The organism is Bacillus altitudinis (assembly GCF_001191605.1).
GTDB lineage: Bacteria > Bacillota > Bacilli > Bacillales > Bacillaceae > Bacillus > Bacillus altitudinis.
Genome location: NZ_CP009108.1, coordinates 2343049 through 2368545 on the forward strand (window position 1 = coordinate 2343049; position 25497 = coordinate 2368545).

At 40.3% G+C, this 25497-nt stretch carries 25 protein-coding genes; 19 read left to right on the forward strand and 6 right to left on the reverse strand.

Going from position 1 to position 25497, the window contains the following annotated elements:
* Positions 1-274: 274 nt before the first annotated feature.
* The 6 genes from ID12_RS11790 to ID12_RS11815 all read left to right on the forward strand — a co-directional run bounded on the left by ID12_RS11790 (position 275) and on the right by ID12_RS11815 (position 4501).
* Positions 275-463: a hypothetical protein gene (locus ID12_RS11790; protein ID WP_008345085.1), complete on the forward strand. Its 189-nt coding sequence runs from the start codon at positions 275-277 to the stop codon at positions 461-463.
* A 133-nt stretch (positions 464-596) separates the two neighbouring features.
* On the forward strand, positions 597-1403 hold the full coding sequence (locus ID12_RS11795; RefSeq protein ID WP_046343457.1) for an inositol monophosphatase family protein: 807 nt from the start codon (positions 597-599) through the stop codon (positions 1401-1403).
* Between the two features lie 183 nt (positions 1404-1586).
* The gene (locus ID12_RS11800; protein WP_234717147.1) at positions 1587-3440 is read left to right on the forward strand and encodes a hypothetical protein; all 1854 of its coding nucleotides are present in this window, start codon (positions 1587-1589) and stop codon (positions 3438-3440) included.
* Positions 3430-3693 (forward strand): hypothetical protein, encoded by a 264-nt coding sequence (locus tag ID12_RS11805; protein ID WP_017359390.1) that lies wholly within the window; start codon positions 3430-3432, stop codon positions 3691-3693. The genes ID12_RS11800 and ID12_RS11805 overlap by 11 nt, the downstream gene beginning before the upstream one ends.
* A complete protein-coding gene (locus ID12_RS11810; RefSeq protein ID WP_035701060.1) occupies positions 3693-4211 on the forward strand; it encodes an RNA polymerase sigma factor in 519 nt (172 codons plus the stop codon). The genes ID12_RS11805 and ID12_RS11810 overlap by 1 nt, the downstream gene beginning before the upstream one ends.
* Positions 4208-4501 carry an anti-sigma factor family protein gene (locus tag ID12_RS11815; RefSeq protein WP_017359388.1) on the forward strand — a complete coding sequence of 98 codons (294 nt, stop codon included), beginning with the start codon at positions 4208-4210 and terminating at the stop codon, positions 4499-4501. Before ID12_RS11810 ends, ID12_RS11815 begins: the two co-directional genes overlap by 4 nt.
* Positions 4502-4545: 44 nt before the next feature.
* Here the strand turns inward: ID12_RS11815 and ID12_RS11820 are convergent, their stop codons facing one another.
* Positions 4546-5181, reverse strand: a complete 636-nt coding sequence (locus tag ID12_RS11820; protein WP_035700632.1) for a hypothetical protein — start codon at positions 5179-5181, stop codon at positions 4546-4548.
* Between the two features lie 273 nt (positions 5182-5454).
* Positions 5455-5634, reverse strand: coding sequence for a DUF5325 family protein (locus ID12_RS11825; protein WP_008345070.1), 180 nt, complete (start codon positions 5632-5634; stop codon positions 5455-5457).
* Between the two features lie 113 nt (positions 5635-5747).
* On the opposite strand from ID12_RS11825, the gene typA reads away from it, so the two are divergent.
* Positions 5748-7586, forward strand: coding sequence for a translational GTPase TypA (gene typA / locus ID12_RS11830; RefSeq protein WP_008345068.1), 1839 nt, complete (start codon positions 5748-5750; stop codon positions 7584-7586).
* A gap of 96 nt (positions 7587-7682) precedes the next feature.
* Positions 7683-7964: a YlaH-like family protein gene (locus ID12_RS11835; RefSeq protein ID WP_045034298.1), complete on the forward strand. Its 282-nt coding sequence runs from the start codon at positions 7683-7685 to the stop codon at positions 7962-7964.
* Positions 7965-7993: 29 nt separating this feature from the next.
* Here ID12_RS11835 and ID12_RS11840 read toward each other — a convergent pair whose 3' ends face one another.
* Together ID12_RS11840 and ID12_RS11845 are read right to left on the reverse strand one after the other, a co-directional pair.
* Positions 7994-8224, reverse strand: a complete 231-nt coding sequence (locus ID12_RS11840; protein WP_008345063.1) for a YlaI family protein — start codon at positions 8222-8224, stop codon at positions 7994-7996.
* A 105-nt stretch (positions 8225-8329) separates the two neighbouring features.
* Positions 8330-8947 carry a YhcN/YlaJ family sporulation lipoprotein gene (locus ID12_RS11845; RefSeq protein ID WP_019743435.1) on the reverse strand — a complete coding sequence of 206 codons (618 nt, stop codon included), beginning with the start codon at positions 8945-8947 and terminating at the stop codon, positions 8330-8332.
* 140 nt (positions 8948-9087) lie between these two features.
* Here ID12_RS11845 and ID12_RS11850 point away from each other — a divergent pair, with 140 nt between their 5' ends.
* The gene (locus ID12_RS11850; protein ID WP_007499837.1) at positions 9088-10410 is read left to right on the forward strand and encodes a PhoH family protein; all 1323 of its coding nucleotides are present in this window, start codon (positions 9088-9090) and stop codon (positions 10408-10410) included.
* Between the two features lie 15 nt (positions 10411-10425).
* Here the strand turns inward: ID12_RS11850 and ID12_RS11855 are convergent, their stop codons facing one another.
* Positions 10426-10908 carry a hypothetical protein gene (locus ID12_RS11855; RefSeq protein WP_050827233.1) on the reverse strand — a complete coding sequence of 161 codons (483 nt, stop codon included), beginning with the start codon at positions 10906-10908 and terminating at the stop codon, positions 10426-10428.
* Positions 10909-11028: 120 nt separating this feature from the next.
* Here ID12_RS11855 and glsA point away from each other — a divergent pair, with 120 nt between their 5' ends.
* The 5 genes from glsA (at position 11029) to ID12_RS11880 (ending at position 18844) form a co-directional block, all read left to right on the forward strand.
* Entirely contained in the window at positions 11029-11958 is a 930-nt protein-coding gene (glsA, locus tag ID12_RS11860) for a glutaminase A (protein ID WP_019743436.1), read from the forward strand.
* A gap of 122 nt (positions 11959-12080) precedes the next feature.
* On the forward strand, positions 12081-12362 hold the full coding sequence (locus tag ID12_RS11865) for an Fpa/YlaN family protein (protein ID WP_003212509.1): 282 nt from the start codon (positions 12081-12083) through the stop codon (positions 12360-12362).
* A 210-nt stretch (positions 12363-12572) separates the two neighbouring features.
* Complete coding sequence (ftsW, locus tag ID12_RS11870) at positions 12573-13784, forward strand: putative lipid II flippase FtsW (RefSeq protein ID WP_008345051.1); 1212 nt, start codon at positions 12573-12575, stop codon at positions 13782-13784.
* 79 nt (positions 13785-13863) lie between these two features.
* On the forward strand, positions 13864-17310 hold the full coding sequence (gene pyc / locus ID12_RS11875; RefSeq protein ID WP_048001592.1) for a pyruvate carboxylase: 3447 nt from the start codon (positions 13864-13866) through the stop codon (positions 17308-17310).
* Positions 17311-17410: 100 nt separating this feature from the next.
* A complete protein-coding gene (locus tag ID12_RS11880) occupies positions 17411-18844 on the forward strand; it encodes a cryptochrome/photolyase family protein (RefSeq protein WP_050827234.1) in 1434 nt (477 codons plus the stop codon).
* A gap of 39 nt (positions 18845-18883) precedes the next feature.
* Here ID12_RS11880 and ID12_RS11885 read toward each other — a convergent pair whose 3' ends face one another.
* Positions 18884-19807, reverse strand: a complete 924-nt coding sequence (locus tag ID12_RS11885) for a COX15/CtaA family protein (RefSeq protein WP_008345045.1) — start codon at positions 19805-19807, stop codon at positions 18884-18886.
* Between the two features lie 389 nt (positions 19808-20196).
* Between ID12_RS11885 and cyoE the strand changes: the two genes are divergently transcribed.
* The 5 genes from cyoE to ctaF all read left to right on the forward strand — a co-directional run bounded on the left by cyoE (position 20197) and on the right by ctaF (position 25473).
* Positions 20197-21114, forward strand: coding sequence for a heme o synthase (gene cyoE / locus ID12_RS11890; protein ID WP_007499825.1), 918 nt, complete (start codon positions 20197-20199; stop codon positions 21112-21114).
* A 279-nt stretch (positions 21115-21393) separates the two neighbouring features.
* A complete protein-coding gene (coxB, locus tag ID12_RS11895) occupies positions 21394-22461 on the forward strand; it encodes a cytochrome c oxidase subunit II (RefSeq protein ID WP_008345042.1) in 1068 nt (355 codons plus the stop codon).
* Positions 22462-22649: 188 nt separating this feature from the next.
* Positions 22650-24521, forward strand: a complete 1872-nt coding sequence (gene ctaD / locus ID12_RS11900) for a cytochrome c oxidase subunit I (protein WP_007499823.1) — start codon at positions 22650-22652, stop codon at positions 24519-24521.
* Positions 24521-25141, forward strand: coding sequence for a cytochrome c oxidase subunit III (gene ctaE / locus ID12_RS11905; RefSeq protein ID WP_007499822.1), 621 nt, complete (start codon positions 24521-24523; stop codon positions 25139-25141). Before ctaD ends, ctaE begins: the two co-directional genes overlap by 1 nt.
* A gap of 2 nt (positions 25142-25143) precedes the next feature.
* The gene (gene ctaF / locus ID12_RS11910) at positions 25144-25473 is read left to right on the forward strand and encodes a cytochrome c oxidase subunit IVB (RefSeq protein ID WP_003211520.1); all 330 of its coding nucleotides are present in this window, start codon (positions 25144-25146) and stop codon (positions 25471-25473) included.
* Positions 25474-25497 lie beyond the last annotated feature (24 nt).

Here is a 25497-nt window from a genome sequence, read left to right on the forward strand (position 1 = left end):
TATCTTTTCGCTGATCATATTTTATCATAGCTTGGGTCAAGCTCAAAAAAAGATGCACTTTAAAGAGAAAGATAGCAGGGATCTTGGTTCGGCGTTTAAAAACATCGATTTTGTGGTACATAACAAATAGGTAAAAACACAATTTTCAGAATGTCGTTGCGGTTATGCGATCGCTTCATACGATATAAGCAAGAACCATTTCTCTTATCGATTGTATTTTTTATCAATGAAAACTGACAAGGAATGAATCATTCTCTGGAAGGGGCGTTGACCAATGAAGCAAATCGTGAAGCATGGGTATAGACAAGAGAAGAAGAATCGCATCGCTGTGTGGAGATTAGAGGTTGATTATGAGCTTTCTACGCTTCATGAAGCCATCGAGCAAAAAGACGATATCCAAGTAGAACGCAGCAAACGAAAGCTTGAGCGCCTAAGAAAAGAATGGGAGCAGCTTCAAGGGTAAAACAAGGTGAGGTAAAAACGAACCAATTCATCGGTTCGTTTTTGTATGAAGCTGCTTTTTTCTTGCTTTTACGTACATAATATCAGTATGCTAATACAAATAGGTACTACATAGAAAAGAGGTTTACAGTCCGATGACAAACTGGGTGGAAATTGACCGACTTGCAAAGCTTTGGGTAAAAGAAGCGGGTAGCCGCATTAAAGAATCCATGCAGGAAGGTCTATCAATTGAAACAAAATCAAATCCAAATGATCTTGTCACAAACATCGATAAAGAAACAGAACGTTTCTTCATTGAAAAGATACAGTCGACATTTTCAGATCATCATATTTTAGGAGAAGAGGGCCAAGGGGAAGAAGTGACCTCTCTTGACGGGATAGTATGGATCATTGATCCAATTGATGGCACCATGAACTTTGTCCATCAAAAACGAAATTTTGCCATTTCAATTGGGATATTTGAACATGGTGTGGGGAAAATCGGTCTTATTTATGACGTCATTCATGACGAGCTCTATCATGCAGTCAAAGGAGAAGGGGCGTATATGAACGATACCTTACTCCCGCCTTTAAAAGATGTCGCCATTGAAAAAGCCATTGTCGGCATTAACCCAACATGGGCGATTGAAAGCCCCCATTTTGACGCTAAGCCGTTTGCCCGTCTCGTACGCGATGTGAGAGGAACAAGAACGATTGGATCAGCTGCACTTGAACTGGCTTATATTGCAAGCGGAAGAAGCGACGCATATGTCACGTTAAGGCTAGCGCCATGGGATTATGCTGCTGGATGTGTGTTGCTTGATGAGGTAGGCGCTGTTTACTCGAATATTCACGGAGAACGCTTAACGTTTCTAGAGAAAAATAGCATTGTTGCCGGAAATCGATCCGTCTGTGAGAAAATCTTGCATGATTACATAAAAGGAAGCGGAAATAAAAAATAAACAACATCACTTCATGAGAATGAAGTGATTTTTTGTTTTTCCTGAAACTTTTTGGTAAGGCAGATGTCTAAACGAATGAGGCCTTAATTTGATGTAAAGGATTGTGTAGCAATGTTTGATTTGTTTAGTGATTTATCCCTCCATTTTGAAAGGTTTTTTATTTTAAATGAGTACAGTATCCACATGATTCAATGGTGTGTGCTTGGACTATTTGTCCTTTTCATTACACTTCCCATATGGAAAGAAAAGAAGAGTAGTTATGTATTTTATGCTGGAATCGTATTAAGAGTAGTTCTGCTAGGGAGTATGACACTTGAGATGATTCACCAAGTTCTAGCTAGACAGTATACGATCGAAACATTTGAAGTGCTGACAGATTTCATGCAATTTCTCATCTATGGATATGTCTTGCTTGCATCACTTTTCTATGTGATTTCTCTTCCTTATTTAAAAAATAGGGGCATGTTTTTTGCATTTGATTTATCTGTGTTACTTCTGCCTTTATGTCAAACGGTATTTATTGTGTTAGTTGAGAGCAAAAAGTTCTTTCTCAGCGGTGATGCGGAGCTGATATGGAGAGATTTGATCATCATTTTGCTTATGATTGGCTTTGCCGCTTTGGTACTTCACCTATTCTTTCGTTTGTTTTGGCATCAGAAGTGGAAAGAATTGCTGTTTTTCTATGGCCTGATTTTCGCTGCGCTGCTGTATATTTTTTATCCTTCTATCTCGAAGTATGAGCTACAATCTTCGTTTAAATCCATTGTGATTTTAGCAGCGGCTGCAGGAAGCTTTATGACATTACATTTGTTATGTGTGTTACTACAAAACAAGGGGAAGTTGAGACAGTGGGGTGCTTGGGGAATTGTCGTCTTTTTTACGCTAATGCTGAACCCGATCCTAAATCTCCCACATATCATGTTTCAATTTACTAAAACGGAACTGACAGATACTTTCTCAGAAGAATATCGCCCTTTATCTGAAGCAAGTGCAAAAGCATTCGCTTCAAAGTTTGTACCATCGGACACTACATTATATTCAACGACTAGTAAACAGCCGATCTCTGATAACTACGTGTTTGCAGCCGATCAATATGAAGTGAATGTTTCTGCGTTTACAGGTGAATTAAACAGCTATTTTTATAATGGTCGCGCAAAGGGTCAGCATTTGACCGATAAAGAATATAGGGAAAAAACCATTGAATTTTTTGAAAGAAGCGGCCGATCCGTTGATCTAGACCGCATTCATGTAGTGATTGAAAAAGAAGACGGGGAGACAAGCGTTCTTCTTTTGCCAAAAATGTCTCAGAATAAAGATGAGAGCCTAGCGTTTGCCACATGGAAAAAAGAGACGCTTCGACAAGCGCAATATGGGAACGCCATCTTTCAATTAAAGGATATAGACGGGATCAATTTATCAAACAAAGAAATGAAAACGAAAATAAATCGTATTTATAAAAAGCTAAATTTACAGCCAACAGATTATCAGATTACAGACGTTGATGGCTTTTATTTTCAGTGGCAGCATGAAGTGGAGGTAAAGACAGCCGATCAATCTACATTTGTGTTTAATGGTTCAACGAAAGAATTGCTGAAAATACAGCTATCAAAAGCGATTCTTCAACAGAAAAAAGGAAATATCAGTGACGAAGATTTGTTGGAAATGATAGGGAAACAGTCAAAAGACGTGAAGACAGAAACAGGATCTCGTGAACACAAACAATATACTTTTCACGGGTCATCCCATTTACTTCATGTGACGAGAGATGCCGATGGAATTGCGTTGAATTGGCAATCAGACTCTTCTTTACCGCATACGGTATCGAATCAAGAACGTGATGAAGTCTATCAGCAAATCCTCAAAAAGTATGAACCTTATGCCATCTATAAAAAACAAATCAAGCCGGTGAGAATGATCGACAAAGAGGGAAAAATGAGCATTTCGTGGTTTGTGATCATTCAAACCTTCGGATCGAATGAGCGGAAAATATATGAAGTAAACGGACGAACAAAAGAGGTGCAACGTTTTGACAGATAAAGAAAAACAAGCCATCTTTCAAGACTTATATGAATTGTATCAGGAAGGGGAGCTTGGAGAAGAGGCTTCTAACTGGATGAAGACGCATGAAAAGCAGTTTCAGCATTCTTTTAAGGGAAACGAGTTTGCTCCTGCCCACACTGAGGATCAGAGTGATTATCTCGAATTAAAACGCATGAAGTGGTTTATTTCTTCGTTATACTTCTTTTTTATCGTATTATCAATTTGGATGACTGTGTGGTTTTATTTTTGATGTCTAGACCGACCAATCAAATTGAAAAAATATATGAAGAATATTTTCAGGAAATCACCAAATATTTATATCGCAGAACGGGAAATGTCGAAACAGCCAAGGACCTTGCGCAGGATGTATTTATCAAGGCACTGCATGGATTATCCTCTTTTAAAGGACATTCAAGCATTAAAACATGGCTTTACACCATTGCTTATCATACGTTTGTCAACGACTATCGCCGAAAAGTAAAACGAACTTTTACGGATGTAGAAAAAGCTGATTTTTTAGAGCAGCAGATATTCATGACACCTGAAGACCATTTAGAAACTCAAGCTGATATTCAAAGGCTGTGGAGCCAGATCAATCAATTGAAGGATTCTTACCGAGAAGTCCTCATTTTAAGAGATATTCAGGAATTATCGTATGAAGAAGTAGCGGAAATTTTGAATTGGACCTTATCTAAAGTAAAGACAACCCTTCATCGAGCTAGATTAGAGCTGAAACGAAAGCTACATTGTGAGGAGTTCAACAAATGAGCTGTTATTTGATTGAAGAACTATTACCACTTTATATAGAAGGGGACACGAGTGAAGAAACAAATCAATTAGTGGATGAGCATTTACGTTCATGCAAAAAATGCCGTTATCTATATGAAGAAATGAAAGAACCAGTCTCTATTGCAAAGTCAACAGATTTCATACCGTTCATAGATGAAAAAGAAGAAAAAAGAAAGTTTGAAAGGCGCTACTATGGAAAACTGTTATTACGGGCAAGTATCGTTTTTAGTATCGTCTATCTCATCATGCTCTTGATCTATTGGATATAAGAAAGAACCCCCATCTGGATGAACCGGATGGGGGTTTTTTGAGCTTAGTTCAATTTTTCTTTAGCAATTTGAACTGCATCATAGAACGTTTTTAATTGCTCTTGAGGAATTTTCTTAAGCAATTGGTTGAAAACAAGTAATTCAGTAGAGCTGAATCCAAGACCTTTAGCGATTTTAGAATCAATTACAACGTTTCCTTTTTTGTCTAGAACAAGTGCATCACCAGCAAGATCAACAATTCTGATCACTGATTTGAAAAGCTTTTCGAATTTAGTTGCTTCTTCTTTAGTAAGACCAAGTTCAACAGCTTTTTCTGCATCAAAAACTAATTTTCCTTTTTCGTTTTTAGTGATGCTTTCACTGAAAACGATTGTAAGAACAGCTGCGCGATCTAAGAATTTCTCAGCAGTCGCCGCTTCTTCTTCAGTAAGACCGAGCTCAACAGCTTTTTTCACATCAAATGTGTAGTTGTTGTCTTCCTCAACAAATGAATTGATGAGAATGCTGATAACACGCTCGTTTTTCTCCAATAAATCTTTAATAATTTGTTGCTGCTCAAAAGGAATCCCTTTGAAAGTTGCAGCACTTGCTTGCCCAGGAGCTACTGTTGTGAAAGTAAAAATGATAGCTAAAGCGAAAAATACAACAGAGCTGAGCGATTTGCTCAAAAACTTCTTCATGCTTCTTTTCTCTCCCTTTTCTGTTAAATTTTGTTGCAAGAACAGCATACCATGAGAAACTTTGTGGAAGAATAGGAAAAATGTAACTTTGTGTTTGTTTTTGGAGAACTATAAAAGTTCTTGTCGAAAAATGGAAGAGTTCAGATTGCTTATATTTGCCAACTCTATATGAAGTTTTTAGTTGAATCACTAGGGTTACATAGGTGGTTAGTCTTGTTTTTACCCAAAATAAAAGCCTTCTACATGTAAAATGTAAAAGGCTTTTCATAAATTTTATGATTGTACGTTTAATTTTCGTTTTAATGTAAATCCTGTACCCATGAAAATCATGGCGAACACAATACTTAAGCATGTTCCCAGTATGCTTTTTTCTGCAACAGACACTCCAATAAACGCCATACTGACGACGGCAAGTAATGCACATAATAATAGAAGCCATTTGATTTGTTTCATTTGTCTCCATCCCTTTTTTTAGAGTTAATATAAGTTTACAGAAAAACGATCGGCATTTAAAGGGGATTGTGATATAATATGAAAGTTATCTAATTATTTTAGGAGATGAAAATGTGAAACTTCGAAAAGACCTTCGCAACATCGCAATTATTGCCCACGTTGACCATGGTAAAACGACGCTTGTTGACCAATTGCTCCATCAAGCTGGTACTTTCCGTGCGAATGAAAATATCGCTGAGAGAGCCATGGATTCAAATGATTTAGAGCGAGAGCGCGGTATTACGATCTTAGCTAAAAATACTGCGATCCATTATAAAGATACACGCATTAATATTTTAGATACACCAGGACACGCCGATTTCGGTGGTGAAGTTGAGCGTATCATGAAAATGGTAGATGGTGTACTTCTCGTTGTGGATGCATATGAAGGTTGTATGCCTCAAACACGATTCGTGCTAAAAAAAGCACTTGAGCAAAACTTAACACCAATTGTTGTTGTCAATAAAATTGACCGTGACTTTGCTCGTCCAGCTGAAGTAGTCGATGAAGTCATTGACTTGTTCATTGAATTGGATGCAACAGAAGAACAGCTTGAATTCCCAGTTGTATATGCATCAGCAATCAATGGTACAGCAAGTAACGATGCTAGTAAGCAAGATGAAAACATGGAATCGTTGTTTGAAGCGATTGTCAACCATATCCCATGCCCAGTCGACAACCATGAAGAACCGCTTCAATTCCAAGTGGCGCTACTTGATTACAATGATTATGTTGGAAGAATTGGAATTGGCCGTGTATTTAGAGGAACGATGCAAGTAGGACAGCAAGTTGCTCTAATGAAAGTGGATGGCAGTGTAAAACAATTCCGCGTGACGAAGATTTTTGGTTTCCAAGGGTTAAAACGAGTGGAAATCAATGAAGCGAAAGCTGGAGATCTTGTCGCAGTATCTGGTATGGAAGACATCAACGTAGGAGAAACAGTCTGCCCGGTAGAACACCAAGAGGCTTTGCCGATCCTTCGTATTGATGAGCCGACACTTCAAATGACATTTGTTGTCAATAACAGCCCATTTGCAGGCCGTGAAGGAAAGTACGTGACATCACGTAAAATTGAAGAGCGTTTAGAACAGCAGCTTCAAACAGACGTAAGTCTTCGTGTAGATCCAACGGATTCACCTGATGCTTGGGTCGTATCAGGACGCGGTGAGCTTCATTTATCAATTCTGATTGAGAATATGAGACGTGAAGGATTTGAACTGCAAGTATCGAAGCCAGAAGTTATTGTAAAAGAAGTAGATGGTGTTCGATGTGAGCCTGTAGAGCGTGTTCAAATTGATGTACCTGAAGAGCATACTGGCTCTGTTATGGAATCAATGGGTGCAAGAAAAGGTGAAATGATTGACATGATCAATAATGGTAACGGTCAAGTTCGCCTGATCTTTACAGTTCCATCACGTGGTTTAATCGGATATACAACTGAATTTCTTTCATTAACTCGTGGTTTTGGTATTTTGAACCATACATTTGACAGCTACCAGCCGATGCAGTCTGGTCAAGTTGGCGGACGCCGTCAAGGTGTACTTGTTTCAATGGAAACAGGTAAAGCAACTGCTTACGGAATCCAAGGCGTTGAAGAGCGCGGTGTGATTTTCGTTGAGCCGGGTGTTGAAGTATACCAAGGAATGATTGTTGGTGAGCATAACCGTGAAAACGATCTTGTTGTCAACGTGAGCCGTATGAAACAACAAACAAACGTACGTTCAGCGACAAAAGATCAAACGGTTAGCATGAAAAAACCACGTATTATGTCACTTGAGGAATCTCTTGAGTACTTAAATGAAGACGAATACTGTGAGGTTACACCGGAATCGATCCGTTTAAGAAAGAAAATTTTAGATAAAAACGAACGTGAGAAAGCTGCAAAGAAGAAAAAGCTAGCAGGATTATCTTAATTCCATGAAGAATTAAAAAGATAGAACCCTGAAAGATAAGGGGAGGGAATCTTTTTGAATGATCAGGAAGTAAGTGAGAATCTATCCTTTTTCGCGATGCTGTTTCGTGTCGATGAAAATCCGCAAACAGGGATGTGGCTCCTATATGGCACCATCCTTGTTTTAGCGATTATTGTTTTTAAACTCGGCTTTGCTAGACGTTTACCGATTTTAAAAGCACTTGTCATTTATTTGTTTTTGATTTTTGGCTGCACGTTTCTCACATTTCTAGGAATCTTCTTGCCAGTAGCAGAAGGCCTGGTTGTGGCAGCTGTCATTTTGATTATTTATAAAATACGGCTGCATCGTGCGAAAAAAGAAGGAACAGTGAGTACGTAAAAAAGACCTGAACTTGTGTCAGGTCTTTTTTATGTCTTCTGTTCTTTTTTTCCTTTTTTCTTCTTTTTCTCTTTCGTCGCAGGATCTTGATAAAGAGAGAATCTGCCAGTTTTGATGCGTGCCTCTGTCTTTACTTTAATTCTTTCTTGGCAGTCATCGCACATATATGTATGAATCGGTCGATTTCTTAACCGTTTAGCAACAAGTGTATCATCATTAATGGTTTCAAGCTTTTCACATAATGAGCACTTCACTCTCATCATTTTCACCTCACTTTGGTCATGCCTTGATTATAGCATGTTTTTTGAGCTACTTAAAATCAGCATAAAAAAGGCTTATATCACAAGAGATATAAGCCGTTCTCATTATTTCTTCTGATTCATATGATGGTTTGATTGATCGTTTTGGTTTTTTTCTAATTGCTTTTGATCTTGTTGTTTGAGCTGATGATTCGGATCATTCGTCGGATCTGTTTCGTTACGGTCGATTTCATTTCGAGGCATTTCTGGCATAACACGGCCCACAATGGCTGCTAGTTCGTCCATAATTCCGCTTACTGGTCTGCCAGCTTGTATTTCTTTGCCCATTTCCTTTAAACGGCTCACTGTATCTGGATCAGCGACGACAACAGCATTCGCACCTTCTGGGTCATTTTTCAGTGCTTTGGCGACTGAATATTTAATGGTTTCAACTTTGCTTCTATCTAAATCATCTTTTACATCAATGCCGACGACAGCATACTTGCCGATGACGATCGCTGTTGCGTCATTTACATCTGCTACATGCTCAGTTACATTCACTAGGTGCTGCGCCACATCTGTTGATGGGCGGGCTTTGTCAGTGTTTTTCTTGGATGAGTCTGATACTCTTACTAAATGCTTGTTTCCGTCTTGATGTTCTTGTGCCAAAGGCTTCTCTTGATGTTGGCAAGCGCCTAATAAAAGAATGGTTTGAACCATGAATAACGTCAAAAATAGTCGCATGTGTATTCCCTCCTTCACAAACTGCATGATTTATTTTATTGTTGAATTAACCTTCTAACTTTATTCATGAAAACATATATTTTAACAATCGTTTTTGGAAAGACAAGGATGAATGAAACCCCGATCAGGAGGCGAAGGACCTGAGTAAAATTTATGTATTAGACACAAATGTGTTATTACAGGATCCGAATTCAATCTTTTCATTTGAAGACAACGAGGTCGTGATTCCGGCCGTAGTGTTAGAAGAAGTAGACTCGAAAAAAAGATATATGGACGAGGTTGGGCAAAACGCACGACGTGTCTCACGTTTAATCGACGGCTTGAGATCGAAAGGCAAACTGCATGAAAAAATTACGCTGGAGTCAAAAGGAACGCTGCGTATTGAGCTGAATCATCGCTCTTTCCATGAACTTCAAGAAATTTTCATCGAAAAAACAAACGATAACCGGATTTTGGCTGTTGCGAAGAATTTGAGCTTAGAGGAAGAAACAAAACCGGATGGCCGGCCTGTTATTTTGGTCAGCAAAGATGTCCTGGTGCGAGTAAAGGCGGATGCCATTGGTCTGCAAGCAGAGGATTTCTTAAGCGATCGAGTGCTACAAAATGAAGACATTGATAACGGCTATCACGAGCTCTATATTCCGACTGAGCAGCTGAATACATTTTATAAGCAAAATCAGTTACCAATAAAAGACGTCACCCAAACGCCATTAAACCCTCATCAATTTATTATTATGAAGGGAAATGAAGGTGGTTCTGCTTTGGGGATGCTTGATCAAAAAGCAGAGCATGTGAAACGGCTTATTTATGACCAAGAACATATTTGGGGAATTCGCCCAAAAAATGTCCAGCAAACGATGGCGCTTGAGTTACTTTTACGCCGCGATATTCCGCTTGTGACACTTATCGGAAAAGCGGGAACAGGCAAGACACTGCTTGCACTTGCTGCTGGATTAATGCAGACAGAGGACCTCGGCATGTTTAAAAAGCTCATCGTGGCACGCTCTATTGTTCCTGTTGGTAAGGACTTAGGGTATTTGCCAGGCGAAAAAGAAGAGAAGCTCAGACCGTGGATGCAGCCGATCTATGACAACCTAGAATTTTTATTTAACACAAAAAAACCCGGTGAACTCGATGCGATACTAGCGGGCATCGGTTCAATTCAAGTGGAAGCTTTAACGTATATTCGCGGGAGAAGTATCCCTGATCAATTTATCATTATCGATGAGGCGCAAAACTTAACAAAACACGAAGTAAAAACATTATTAACGCGGGTTGGTGAGGGAAGTAAAATTGTGCTCATGGGAGACCCAGAGCAGATTGATCACCCTTATTTAGACAGCTTAAATAATGGGCTCACATATGTCATTGAGCGTTTCAAAGGGCAGCAAATATCTGGACATGTCAAGCTTGTCAAAGGAGAAAGGTCTGGACTTGCACAGCTTGCAGCTGATTTATTATAGTCCAGACCCGTCATCTTATGTAATGATTAACTCTTTGACGCCTTTAATCGGCTGAGTGATGTTGGACTGATCCTCGAAATAAACGTGGATTGGTCCTTCTTCTGTTATAGGTTTTCCATTTTGGCTGAAATGGGCAATGCTATCCATCGCCTTAGAGAGCGGAACAGCAATTGTTTCTGTTTCTGTGACAAATTCACACGTCTCCGCTTGTTCGAGCGGTTCTGCATTTTTTATCATGTCGCCAAGTTTCATCCCGAAGCTGCCTGTGACAAGTCTTTCTTTTTCGTACTTTTTCTCTGTTTTTAATGTGGGTGGAAGTGTTTGACCTTCTCTTATGACCCGCTCTTGATCGAGTTCTTGATCTAGCTGCTGCTCTTCGCTTGCTGCACTTTTCTCAAAAAATGAATCCATTAAAAATTTACGGTCATCAAAAATCCATACACTCGGATCAATGGTGATCTTGTATTGTACGTTCCCCTTGATTTGAATAATGCTCATGTTCAAGACAACCCCTTTCCAACATAAATTATAGAAGTTTTCGCCCGCTTTGTCACTTTCATAAACATGCACCTCCTTGTACAAACTACGATTAGACGAAAAATAGGGAGGATTTTGGGCATGGCATGTCGTGACAATGAAGAGCTTCAGCGATTTGTAGAAGAGGCAAAAAAGGTGGCCAAAAATGGAAAGGTAGCATCCTATATTCCGGCACTCGGTAAAGCGGATCAATCGGATTTATCTGTCGCTGTTTATCATGTGAGTAATACGTGCCACTCAGCGGGAGATGTTGATAAACGATTCACCCTGCAAAGTATTTCAAAAGTATTAGCACTGGCACTCGTGCTCTCAGAAGAAGGACCGAAAAAAGTGTTTCAATATGTTGGACAAGAACCGACTGGCGACCCGTTTAATTCGATGATTAAACTAGAGACAGCAAGCCCAAATAAGCCGCTTAACCCAATGATTAATGCAGGAGCGCTTGCCGTTACAAGTTTAATAAGAGGGGCAACGCCGCAAGATCAGCTGAACCGATTGCTTGGTTTTATTAGAGAGCTTGCGAATGACACCACCATTACATATTGCAAAGAAACCGCTGCATCCGAATTTGAAACATCAATGATTAACCGCGCAATGTGCTATTATATGAAGCAATATCATATCATTAAAGGGAATGTAGAAGAGGTGATGGATGTCTATACGAAGCAGTGCGCCGTCATGATGAACAGCCTGGATTTGGCGAAGATCGCGTGTGTTTTTTCATTAGATGGCAGGCATCCAGAGACAGGAAAGCAAATCCTTTCGAAAGATGTCGCTAGAATTTGTAAAACGTTTATGGTCACATGCGGTATGTACAATGCGAGCGGGGAATTTGCGATCAATATCGGAATCCCTGCTAAAAGTGGTGTTTCAGGCGGAATTATGGGGGCGGCGCCATACGACTTTGGGATAGGTATATTCGGGCCTGCTTTGGATGAAAAAGGGAATAGTATTGCGGGTATTAAGCTGCTTGAGCTCATGAGTGAAAAATATGAGATGAGTATCTTTTAATAACGAATGGCTTCTTTTTATTTTTACAGAGCGAACTGTACAAATCTGCTTGCAATTTTGGGCGTTTCGCTTTATGATAAATAGAAGAATTAGGTACTCGCCTGGGGAACGGAGGGATACTTTTGGCGTCAGAAATTTTAGTCGATCATCGGCAAAAAGCACTGGCTTTATTAAAATTGGATGCAGATAAAATTTTAAAATTGATCCAAGTGCAAATGGACAACTTAACGATGCCGCAATGTCCTCTTTATGAAGAGGTTTTAGATACTCAAATGTTCGGATTATCGAGAGAAATTGATTTCGCTGTCCGGCTTGGATTAGTTGATCAACATGAAGGCAAAAAACTACTCGATAAACTTGAGAGAGAACTATCCGCACTTCATGATGCGTTCACAAAAAAATAATGATTGAAAACTCAAACTTCCACAACATAAGTTTGAGTTTTTTTGTCCGCCTTTTTATTTTGATTGATGCCAAACGGACTTGATTGTCTCATGAAAGACGAACAATATAAAGAGGTAAAACGGGATCAAACGGAGAAAATGTAGTAGAATAAGAACAGCTAAGAGAAGAGAATATCAAGCAGTAGAAATAGACGTTAGGAAGAGGATTATATGTTAAAGAGAATGCTAAAATCGTATGACTACTCATTATTGTTCGCCATTATATTAATTAGCGCATTCGGCTTGGTGATGGTGTATAGCTCAAGTATGATTACATCTGTGATCAGATATGATGCTGCGCCAGATAATTTTTTCAAGAAACAGCTTTTATTTATGATTGTCGGGGCGGTCATCTTGATTTTTACAGCCCTCATTCCGTATCAGCTGCTCTTAAATAAAAGATTCCAAATTGTGATGCTTTTGCTATCTGTGTTTTCTCTCATTTATGTGTACTTTGGCGGTCACATTGCAGGGAATGCTAGAAGTTGGATCAAATTTGGGCCTTTTAGTCTTCAGCCAGCGGAATTCGTGAAGATCGTTGTCATCATTTATCTTGCTGCTGTCTATGCAAAGAAGCAGCATTATATTGACCATATTTTAAGAGGGGTTACACCTCCAATTGTGGTTGTCTCCATCCTATGCGGATTTATTATTTTGCAGCCAGACTATGGGACAGCTTTTATCATTGGTATGATTGCCCTTGCGATGATTTTATGCTCAGGGTTTAGCGGTAAAACGCTGGCCAAGCTGCTCGCTTTATTTAGTGCGGTGATGGTTGTTGTGACACCGTTTATTATTCTTTTTTGGGATAAAATTTTCACGCAGAATCGTCTTGGACGTTTTGAGAGTTTCCAAGATCCATTTAAAGACGCAGGCGCTTCTGGGCATCAATTGATTAATTCATATTATGCGATTGGATCAGGCGGCTTTTTTGGTCTTGGTCTTGGAGAGAGTGTACAAAAGTATGGATACCTTCCAGAACCGCATACAGATTTTATCATGGCAATTATCTCGGAAGAGCTTGGTTTTTTCGGTGTATTTTTTGTCCTTGCTCTCCTTGGCTTTATTGTCGTGAAAGGTTTTTACATTGCGAGAAAGTGTGAAGATCCGTTTGGAAGTTTGCTTGCAATAGGAATTTCTTCAATGATTGCCATCCAAACGTGTATTAATTTGGGCGGTGTTTCAGGGCTCATTCCGATCACTGGGGTTACACTTCCGTTTATCAGCTACGGGGGATCCTCTATCATTTTACTGAGTGGATGTATGGGAATATTGCTGAATATCAGCATGTTCACTGAATATAAAGAGCGTTATAAAAAGAAAAAATCAATCAGCAAACCATCGATTCAAAAAAATGGATTGCAGAAAACTTTGAATCTTTAGAAAACAAAAGTGTACAGTTTTCATTTCTTCCTTTATTATAGAGTACATATAAAATTTTAAGGGATATGGAGGAGTGAGAATGTCACAGAGAACAATTCAAAAGGTTCTAGTTGCAAACAGAGGGGAAATCGCTATCAGAGTCTTTAGGGCCTGTACGGAGCTCAACTTACGTACAGTGGCCATTTACTCCAAAGAAGACTCGGGCTCTTATCATCGCTATAAAGCCGATGAAGCATATCTAGTTGGAGAAGGTAAAAAGCCGATTGATGCCTACCTTGATATCGAGGGGATCATCGAAATTGCAAAACGAAATGACGTGGATGCGATTCATCCAGGATACGGATTTTTATCTGAAAACATTCATTTTGCAAGACGATGCGAAGAGGAAGGCATCCAATTCATCGGCCCAACTTCTCAACATTTAGATATGTTTGGAGATAAAGTAAAAGCGAGAGATGAAGCGAAAAAAGCTGGAATTCCAGTCATTCCAGGAAGTGACGGGCCAGTTGATTCGGTCAAAGAAGTCGAAAAATTCGGTGAAGAATATGGTTACCCGTTTATTATTAAAGCTTCACTTGGAGGCGGCGGCCGAGGTATGCGGATTGTCAGATCAAAAGAGGAGCTGAACGAAGCCTATGACCGTGCAAAGTCAGAGGCGAAAGCGGCTTTTGGAAATGACGAAGTATACGTTGAAAAGCTGATTGAAAATCCGAAACATATTGAAGTGCAGGTGATTGGAGACAATCACGGCAATATCATTCATTTATATGAGCGTGACTGCTCTGTTCAAAGGCGTCATCAAAAAGTCATTGAGGTTGCACCAAGTGTGTCTCTTTCTAATCAATTGCGTGAAGACATCTGTGAAGCGGCTGTTCAGCTGGCGCAGAATGTATCGTATATCAATGCAGGGACTGTAGAATTCCTAGTGGCAAATGGGGAGTTTTATTTTATTGAAGTCAATCCTAGGGTCCAAGTGGAACACACGATCACAGAAATGATCACAGGTGTCGATATCGTCCAAACCCAAATTCTTGTCGCAAAAGGACATGACCTTCACAGCAAAGAAGTCGGGATACCAAAACAAGAAGATATCTTTACACATGGATTTGCCATTCAATCAAGGGTCACAACAGAAGATCCTTTGAATGACTTCATGCCAGATACAGGAAAAATCATGGCTTACCGTTCAGGCGGTGGTTTTGGTGTACGTCTTGATACAGGGAACAGCTTCCAAGGTGCGGTGATTACACCTTATTACGATTCACTGTTGGTCAAGCTGTCTACTTGGGCACTTACATTTGATCAAGCTGCGGCTAAAATGGTCCGAAATTTACAAGAATTCAGGATTCGCGGCATTAAAACAAATATCCCGTTTCTTGAAAACGTCGCAAAGCACGAGAAGTTTCTAAGAGGGGAATATGATACATCGTTTATTGATTCAACACCTGAGCTATTTAACTTCCCTAAGCAAAAAGACCGTGGAACGAAAATGCTTACTTATATTGGTAACGTTACCATTAATGGGTTCCCTGGTATTTCGGAAAATAAGAAGCCTCATTTTGATAAACCAAATGTGCCGAAACTTGCTGTCCATGAAACGATTCCTTCTGGAACAAAACAATTGTTAGACAAGCATGGACCTGAGGGGCTCGCCAATTGGGTGAAAGAGCAAAGCGGTGTACTTTTAACGGATACAACCTTTAGAGACGCACATCAATCCCTGCTTGCAACACGCTTTAGAACACACGACTTAAAGAAAGTTGCGCAGCCAACAGCAGGTTTATGGCCAGAGTTATTCAGTATGGAAATGTGGGGCGGCGCTACATTTGATGTGGCATATCGTTTCTTGAAAGAAGATCCTTGGGAAAGATTGAAAGAGCTTCGTCAAGAAGTGCCAAACACTTTGTTCCAAATGCTATTAAGATCATCAAACGCTGTCGGATATACAAACTATGCGGATAATGTGATTAAAGCATTTGTAAAGGAATCGGCAGAGGCAGGCATTGACGTCTTCCGTATTTTTGACAGCCTAAACTGGGTCAAAGGCATGACGCTTGCCATTGATTCTGTTCGTGAATCAGGCAAAGTGGCAGAGGCAGCGATTTGTTATACAGGTGATATTCTTGATCCATCACGTCCGAAATATGATTTGAAATATTATGTCTCTCTTGCGAAGGAGCTTGAATCCGCAGGCGCTCATATTTTAGGCATTAAAGATATGGCGGGATTATTAAAACCGCAGGCGGCTTATGAACTTGTATCTGCTCTAAAAGACGAGCTCACGATTCCAATCCATCTTCATACACACGATACGAGTGGAAATGGACTCTTCACCTATGCAAGAGCGATTGATGCAGGTGTTGATATTGTTGATGTTGCAGTCAGCTCTATGGCGGGGCTCACATCACAACCAAGTGCGAGCTCATTATATTATGCTTTAGACGGACATGAAAGAAAGCCCGAAATGAATGTTCAAGCGGTTGAACGTCTTTCTCAATATTGGGATTCCGTCAGAAAATATTACCATGAGTTTGAAAGCGGAATGAATTCACCGCATACAGAAATTTATGAGCATGAAATGCCTGGTGGCCAGTATAGTAACCTGCAACAGCAGGCGAAAGGGGTCGGCCTTGGCGACCGCTGGAATGAAGTAAAAGAAATGTACAGACGTGTAAATGACATGTTTGGTGACATTGTGAAAGTGACACCGTCTTCTAAAGTGGTCGGAGATATGGCACTTTATATGGTGCAAAACGATCTGACAGAAGAGGATGTTTATGAAAAAGGAGCAACACTGGATTTCCCAGATTCGGTTGTTGAATTGTTTAAAGGCTATTTAGGACAGCCTCATGGCGGATTCCCAGAAAAATTGCAAAAGCTGATTTTAAAAGGGGAGGAGCCGCTTACTGTCAGACCAGGTGAGAAACTGAAACCAGTGGACTTTGAAGAAATCAAAAAGCAGTTCAAAGAATCACATGACTTGACGTTAACAGAACAAGATGCCATTGCATATGCTTTATACCCGAAAGTCTTTTCTGAATTTGTTCAAACAGCAGAAAGCTATGGAGATATCTCTGTTCTTGACACACCTACCTTCTTCTACGGCATGAGACTTGGTGAAGAAATTGAGGTAGAAATTGAGAAAGGGAAAACCCTCATTGTCAAACTCGTGTCCATTGGAGAACCGAATCCGGACGCTACAAGAGTGCTTTACTTTGAACTGAATGGACAGCCGCGTGAAGTGGTCATTAAGGATGAAAGCATCAAATCCTCCGTTCAAGAAAAAATGAAGGCAGATCGCTCAAATCCAAATCACATTGCGGCATCAATGCCAGGCACTGTCATCAAAGTACTTGTTGAAAAAGGACAGAAAATTTCCCAAGGTGAGCATTTGATGATCAATGAAGCGATGAAAATGGAAACGACGGTACAAGCACCGTTCTCAGCAGTCGTGGATGAAATTCATGTCACGAATGGAGAAGGGATTCAAACTGGAGATCTGTTGATTGTCTTAAAGCCTGAATAATGAGTGAGACACATCCATTTGGATGTGTCTTTTTTTGAGCGCATTAAAATGTGCAGCCGGCCGATAGAGTGATTACACTATAGAATGAGGTGAAGAAAGAGTGGAAATTGTCGTGATTTGGTTTCGCCGAGATATGCGATTGGATGATCATATCGCCTTATCAAAAGCGATCACATATGCAAAAAAACATCAGTACCGATTATTTGCTTTTTATCATCTAGATCCGTTTTTTACAGAAATGGAACTGGATTTGAACAACGAACATTTCTTTCAAAACTTGGCCAATTTCGTCAAGGAAGCGAGAGAATCTCACATGTATGTTCATCTCATTCATGATGATATTTTGTTCGCTTTTCAAAAGCTCCTGGATGCTTATGACATCAATGCGGTCTTTTTTAATGAGGACGAAGTAGGAAATGGTCGAATACGTGATGAGCAAGTGACCCGTTTCTTAGAAGAAAAGGGCATTCATGTGTCAAAGTGGCAAGATACGCATCTGCATGGGGCGAGAGATATTTTAAAAGCGGATGGGTCTCATTATCAAGTGTTTACTCCATACTATCAAGCTTGGAGGAAGCAGGAGAAGCAGTCTGTGATAAAAGTTGACAAATCATTTCTGAGCAGCAAGCATACGATTTGTGATGAGTCACTTTCTGAAAAGGGAGATGCGAAACTAAGGGACATCATTAAGAAATGTACAAGGAAATTCGATCAGATTGGGTCAGACAAAGCGAGAAGCACGCTAGGCGGCTTTATTCAAGAAAGATTGACGCGTTATCATGAGAAACGAGATATTCCGTCTGTTTTTGGGACGAGCAAGCTGTCTCGGTTCTTAAAAACCGGGACCATTTCTATTCGCACAATCTTTCATGCGGTCAATGAGGAAGAACTTGTTAAAGATGAGGGCAAGGAAACATTTATCAAAGAGCTGGCATGGCGTGATTTTTATCATATGATCTTTGCGCATTATCCAGAGATGAAAGAAAAAGAAATCAACGCCTCCTTTCAACATATAAAATGGAATGATGATGAGACACTTTTTGAAGCTTGGTGTAAAGGACAAACAGGCTTCCCGCTCGTTGACGCTGGGATGAGACAGTTAAATGAAGAAGGGTGGATGCATAACCGTTTGAGAATGGTGACGGCTTCATTCCTGACAAAAGATTATCTCATCGATTGGAGAATGGGCGAAGCGTATTTTGCGAGAAAACTTGTCGACTATGATGAGGCTTCGAATATTGGAGGATTTCAGTGGGCAGCCTCCGTCGGAACGGATGCTGTTCCTTACTTCCGTATTTTTAACCCAACGACCCAGTCGAAACGATTTGATCCAAGCGGAGAATATATTAGAAGGTATGTGCCAGAACTTAAGCATGTGAATGAAAAATGGATTCATGAACCGAGTAAAATGCCGATAGATGATCAAATGAAATCGGGATGTGTGCTGGGGGATACATATCCTCTGCCTACAGTCGATCATCAAGAAAGACGGAAAAAAGCCATTTCGCTATTTGAAGAAGCGAAACAAACATAAAAGAAATCCCCCTTTTCGGATGAAAGGGGGATTGTATGTTTATCTGAAAGGCTCTCTATTTTCATATTTAAACCGGGCAATGAGTAAGCAGAAGTAGCATAGTACCCCAAACAAACAAGAAATAAAGAATGAATGAGCAAGCGCATAACCGAGTGCGAGCTGAGAATAAACAGACATGACACCAGAAATCGCTTGAAGTGTAATCAGAATGGCTGAAATGATCCATCCATAATACAGCTGCTTTTGTTCTTTATAATGTTTAAGGGCATGGAACATCGCAACAAATATCCAAACGAATAAAAGAAGGGCTGCTGCTCGGTGAGACATTTGAACCCATTGATTAAAATACGCTGGAAGTGCGCCGTCTTTTGAACAAAATGGGAAGACAGAGCATGCAAGACTTGATTTTGTATGTCTCACATAGGCGCCCGTATACACCACAATATACGTATATGTGATCAACCCATAAATATGGAACTGCATTCTTTTGCCGATATGAAGCGGCTTCACAAGCTTTGTTTCAGATCTGGTGGCTTCAAACACAAGCAGTGCCAGTAGTAAAATGGAAGCAAAAGAAATCAGTGAAATACCGAAGTGCAGTGCCATGACAAGTGCGTTAGAACCAAACACAACGGCGAGTGCCCCTAACAGCGCTTGAAGCAGTAAGAATATAATGGACATGATGACCAAAAATTTGGTTTCACGGAATACTGGACTGATTTTTTTCCAGCATAAGACCGCCAGTGCCAATACAAGAATGGTGGAAACTCCTGTTGACATGCGGTGGCTCCATTCGATAATGGAAGCAGGGTTCATTTCTGGAAAGAAACGACCGTGGCAAAGGGGCCACTGTCTGCCGCAGCCAAGACCGGAGCCAGTTTTCGTCACAAGCGCACCGCCAATCAGAACGATCAGCATCACAAATGTTGTGACAACGCTCAATAACCTTAAAGCAAATTTCATCAAATGATTTCACCTTCTCTAAATAACTTCTGATCTAAATGAAAACCTCACATGTTCTCAAGTTTAAGCCAAATGCGTGTTCTGTTGCAATTCATAATGACCAAAGTTCACAAAAAAATGATATGTTAGTTCACAAAGTTTACAGATTTAGAGTGCTTGATCTTTCTTTGACAGTCTGATAGAAATAGAGGAGAGAATATTTCATTTTGCACCGCCTTCTGAAACGCACATCCTAATAAATTCACGAAAAGTTCACAAATAACTTCAAGTTTGTCGTTTATTATTTAATAGGATGTTTTTTTACAGCTCTTTATCTTGTATGATAGAGTTGTAACGATTTTACGTTTTATTCGTTCGTTTGAAGGTTTGGGCAAGGGAGGTTATACACATTGGCAAATTCCAAAACAGCCGCGGAAGCAGCTATTCATGGACAAATAGAAGAAACAACCGCTTTAAAAGATTTTCTTGCTCTTATTAAAATGGGCATCGTCAATTCCAATTTCATTACAACATTTACTGGAATGTGGCTTGCTTTTTATTTTACAGATATGAGTTTCCTTGGAAATCTTGATATTGTTCTGTTAACAATGATTGGTTCTTCTCTTATTATTGCCGGTTCATGCGCCATTAATAATGCGTTTGACCGTGATATTGATATACTAATGGAAAGAACAAAAACAAGACCGACGGTGACAGGTAAAGTTCAGCCGGGTCAAGCGTATGCATTTGGTATTCTGCTTGTTGTACTTGGACTGATTATGCTTTTGATGACAACTGTTACATCAGCAGTGATTGGATTTATCGGTGTCTTTACTTATGCAGTTCTATACACGATGTGGTCTAAACGCCATTACACCATTAATACAGTCATTGGGAGTGTATCTGGTGCGGTTCCGCCATTAATTGGCTGGACAGCTGTTACAGGCACCATCGACACAACGGCTTGGGTCCTGTTTATGATTATGTTCATCTGGCAAATTCCGCATTTCTTATCACTTGCGATTAAGAAAACGGAAGATTACCGCAAAGCAGGTATTCCAATGCTGCCAGTTGTTTACGGCTTTGAAGTCACAAAACGCCAAATCATCATTTGGACAGCATGTCTTCTCCCGCTTCCATTTTTCTTAGGTGGATTAGGATGGCCGATTGTCGCACTTGGCACATTGCTGAACATTGGATGGCTCGTCATTGGTCTTATGGGCTTTAAAATGAAAGATATCATGAAGTGGTCAACACTCATGTTCGTTTATTCATTAAACTACTTAACGATCTTTTTCGTTGCGATGATTATTATTACACTATTCTAGAGTGAAATACACTTTGATCACATCAAAACAATGGCTATATCTTATAACACAACATTTTCTTACAACTATGAAAGCCGCCTGATATTCAGTTCTATTTAGGCGGCTTTCTGTTTATACATAGATGGTATTTTGAGTAAAAACATCATTTTTTTATGAAAAGAGGAAATGTAAGTGCTTTTATAAGAGGCGGGGGTTATGGATGGGTGAAAGGTGATTTTATAAATAAGAGGTAAAAAGCGAAAGGCAAAGGAGATCAAGCAAAAGGGGTTGGGACAAATTATGATAAGAAAATGGCGTGTTTATTCACTGTTTCTTTTACTGACGCTCGTTTTGGCGGGCTGCGGTGAACCATACTTATCAACACTCAAGCCAGTTGGGGAAGTAGCAGATAAACAGTTTTTCCTAACGGTACTGAGTACACTTATTATGGTTCTTGTCGTTATTGTTGTATCGATCATTTTCTTTTACGTCATCATTAAATTCAAACGTTCTAAAGTGGGAGAAGATACGATTCCTAAACAGGTAGAAGGGAACCGTAACCTCGAAATTACGTGGACAGCGATTCCGATACTTCTACTCATTATTCTCGTTGTACCTGTTGTGGCATACACGCTTGAGCTAGGGGATACAAGCGCTATGGATAAGAAAAAACGAGATCCTGAAAAAACACTTGTTGTGAATGTAAGAGCCAGCTTATATTGGTGGGAATTTGAATACCCTGATTATGGGATTGTGACAAGTCAGGAATTGATTGTTCCAACTGACCAAAAGGTTTATTTTAAGCTGAAAGCATCCGATGTGAAACACTCTTTCTGGGTTCCATCGGCTGGGGGTAAAATTGATACAAATACAGACAACGAGAACAAGTTTTATTTAACATTTGACTCAAAACGAACGAAAGATGCTGGAGAATATTTCTATGGGAAATGTGCGGAGCTTTGTGGTCCATCACATGCTTTAATGGACTTTAAAGTTAAAACGCTTTCTCAAGATGAGTTTTTAGGCTGGACGAAAAAGATGGCAGATTATAAGAAGCCTGCATCTACGTCAGATCTAGCCCTTGAGGGTGAAAAACTTTTTAAAGAGAAAAACTGTTTAAGCTGTCACGCGGTAGAGCCTGGAGATGAACGGCCAGAGGCGGCAAGGACTGCTCCAAACCTTGCAACCTTCGGAGAGCGGACAAAAGTAGCTGGAATTAAAGACATGAACAAAGAAAATGTCAAAGCATGGCTGAAAGATCCAGAGAGCTTTAAACCAGGTAATAAGATGACAGGGACGTACCCTAAACTAAATGACTCAGAAGCAGATGCACTCTACGAGTATTTAAAAGGTCTTAAAATACAGTAAATGCCTTGAGCAGCTTGAAGTTGCGCACATTCAAAAGGGTATACGATCTATGTGAAGTTTTTGTTAAGAGCTCCCGAATAAGTCTCTACATCCAAGAATAAGTCATCTGTCAGATATAGTCTGTTTTTAGAACGTGAAGATAGACATTGATATGAAAAGGGGCAAATGGGAGATAAGAGGGGGATTTCATGGTGAGTACAATAGCTAAAAAGCGGGGGTTTGGCGCTGTCTTATGGGATTACTTAACGACGGTTGACCACAAAAAAATTGCCATACTATATTTAGTGGCAGGGGGATTTTTCTTTTTAATTGGTGGCCTGGAAGCGATGATTATCCGTATTCAGCTAGCCATCCCTGAAAATGATTTTGTGAGTGCAGGGTTTTACAATGAAGTCATGACGATGCATGGAACAACGATGATTTTCCTTGCAGCAATGCCGCTTTTATTTGCATTAATGAATGCGGTTGTTCCCATTCAAATTGGTGCACGTGACGTAGCGTTTCCATTTGTGAATTCACTTGGTTTTTGGCTGTTCTTTTTCGGTGGTATTTTCTTAAACCTTGGATGGTTTATGGGCGGGGCACCTGATGCAGGCTGGACTGCCTATGCGTCGCTCACGCTGAATTCAGAAGGGCACGGCATGGATTTCTATATTTTAGGGTTGCAGATAGCGGGTATTGGTACGCTAATTGCCGGAATCAACTTTCTTGCAACGATTATTAATATGAGAGCGCCAGGTATGACGTATATGAGAATGCCGCTCTTTACCTGGACGACGTTTGTGGCATCTGCACTAATTTTATTCGCATTCCCGCCGCTAACAGCAGGACTTGCGATGCTGATGCTTGATCGAATGTTTGATACGAGCTTTTTTAATCCAGAGCTTGGCGGAAATACAATCATCTGGGAGCATTTGTTCTGGATTTTTGGACACCCAGAAGTGTATATCTTGATTTTGCCGGCATTTGGGATTTTCTCTGAGATCATTCCAGTGTTTGCAAGAAAAAGATTGTTTGGTTATTCGTCCATGGTGTTTGCGACTGTATTAATTGGTTTCCTTGGATTCATGGTGTGGGCGCATCACATGTTCACAACAGGACTTGGTCCAATTGCCAATGCGATCTTTGCCGTAGCCACAATGGCGATTGCGGTGCCAACTGGAATTAAAGTATTTAACTGGTTGCTCACCATATGGGGCGGTAATGTGAAGTTTACAACGCCGATGCTATATTCAGTTGCGTTCATTCCGTCATTCTTACTTGGCGGTGTAACCGGCGTCATGCTTGCAGCAGCAGCAGCGGATTATCAGTTCCATGACACGTACTTCGTTGTGGCGCATTTCCACTATGTCATTATCGGTGGTGTGGTCTTCGGTATTTTAGCAGGTGTGCATTATTGGTGGCCGAAGATGTTTGGGAAAATACTGAATGAGAAGCTTGGGAAAATTGGCTTTGTGCTGTTTTTCGTCGGTTTCCATTTAACGTTCTTTATCCAGCATTTTCTCGGTCTTTGGGGCATGCCGCGCCGAGTCTTTACATTCTTGCCAGGTCAGGGTCTAGACCTTGGGAACTTGGTCAGTACGATTGGGGCACTGTTCATGTTTGTAGCAGTTGTCATCATGCTGATTAATATCATCTGGACGACAGCAAAAGGGGAGCGTGTATCGGGCGATCCTTGGGGAGATGGAAGAACGCTTGAATGGGCAGTATCTTCACCTCCGCCAGAATATAACTTTAAGCAGCTGCCTCTTGTACGGGGACTTGATCCATTATGGATTGAGAAAATGGATGGTAAAAAAGGAATGACAGCATCTGAACCGCTCGATGATATTCACATGCCGAATAATTCCATCTTGCCTATCATTATCTCATTCGGTCTATTTGTGTCAGCGTTTGGTTTTATGTATCGTCAAGAACACAGCTGGGGTCTACCGGTGATCTTCATTGGTCTTGGCATCACGTTTGCGACCATGCTCGTTCGCTCTCTTAAAGATGATCATGGATACCATATTCACAAAGAAGATTTGACGGATGACGATGACAAAGGGGTGAAAGCATAATGGAACCACAAAAAATGACAGCGGAAACCTTTCCGGCTTCTCCTGAGAAAGCCACGTTAGAAGGAAAGAATAAGTTCGTCGGGTTCTGGTTGTTTCTTGGGGGAGAAACGGTCCTGTTTGCATCTTTGTTTGCCACTTATTTGGCGCTGAAAAATTCAAATGCAGGCGGCGCAACAACAACTGAAATGTTTGACCTCACACTTGTCTTTATTGCCACAATGCTTCTGTTAACGAGCAGTTTAACGAGTGTGTATGCTATGTATCATATGAAAAACTTTGCCTTTAAAAAAATGCAGCTTTGGCTAGGTGTAACCGTTCTTTTAGGTGCTGGATTTTTAGGGGTAGAAATTTATGAGTTTTATCATTATGTGCATGCGTATGAATTTACAATTACGAGCTCTGCACTTGGCTCTTCCTTCTATACGCTTGTTGGAACACACGGGGCTCACGTCGCATTTGGACTCTGCTGGATCACCGCTCTGATGATTCGGAATATGAGACGCGGTCTAGATTTATACAATGCACCAAAATATTATGTGGCGAGCCTTTATTGGCATTTCATTGATGTTGTGTGGGTCTTCATCTTTACCGTTGTATATTTAATGGGAATGGTGGGATAAGAATGGGAAATAAAAACACAAATCAGTCCAAAGTCGATCTTGTCTATCGGAAAAAGAAAAATGCCGAAGAAATGAAGCATCAGCTCATTTCTTTCGGCTTGATGATTGGTTTAACGTTTGTTGCCTTTTTAACAATCGCCTCTGAAGACGTCGGAAATTGGTTCGCTGTCCCTTTTATTTTACTGCTTGCAGTGATTCAGGTGGCTTTTCAGCTTTATTATTTTATGCACATGAACCAAAAAGGGCATGAAACACCCGCGTTGTTTCTTTACTCAGGTGTGTTTGTCGCGTTTATTACCGTTTTAGCCTTTTTGACCATTATTTGGTGGTAAGCTCGCTTTGCCCTTGAAGGAGGC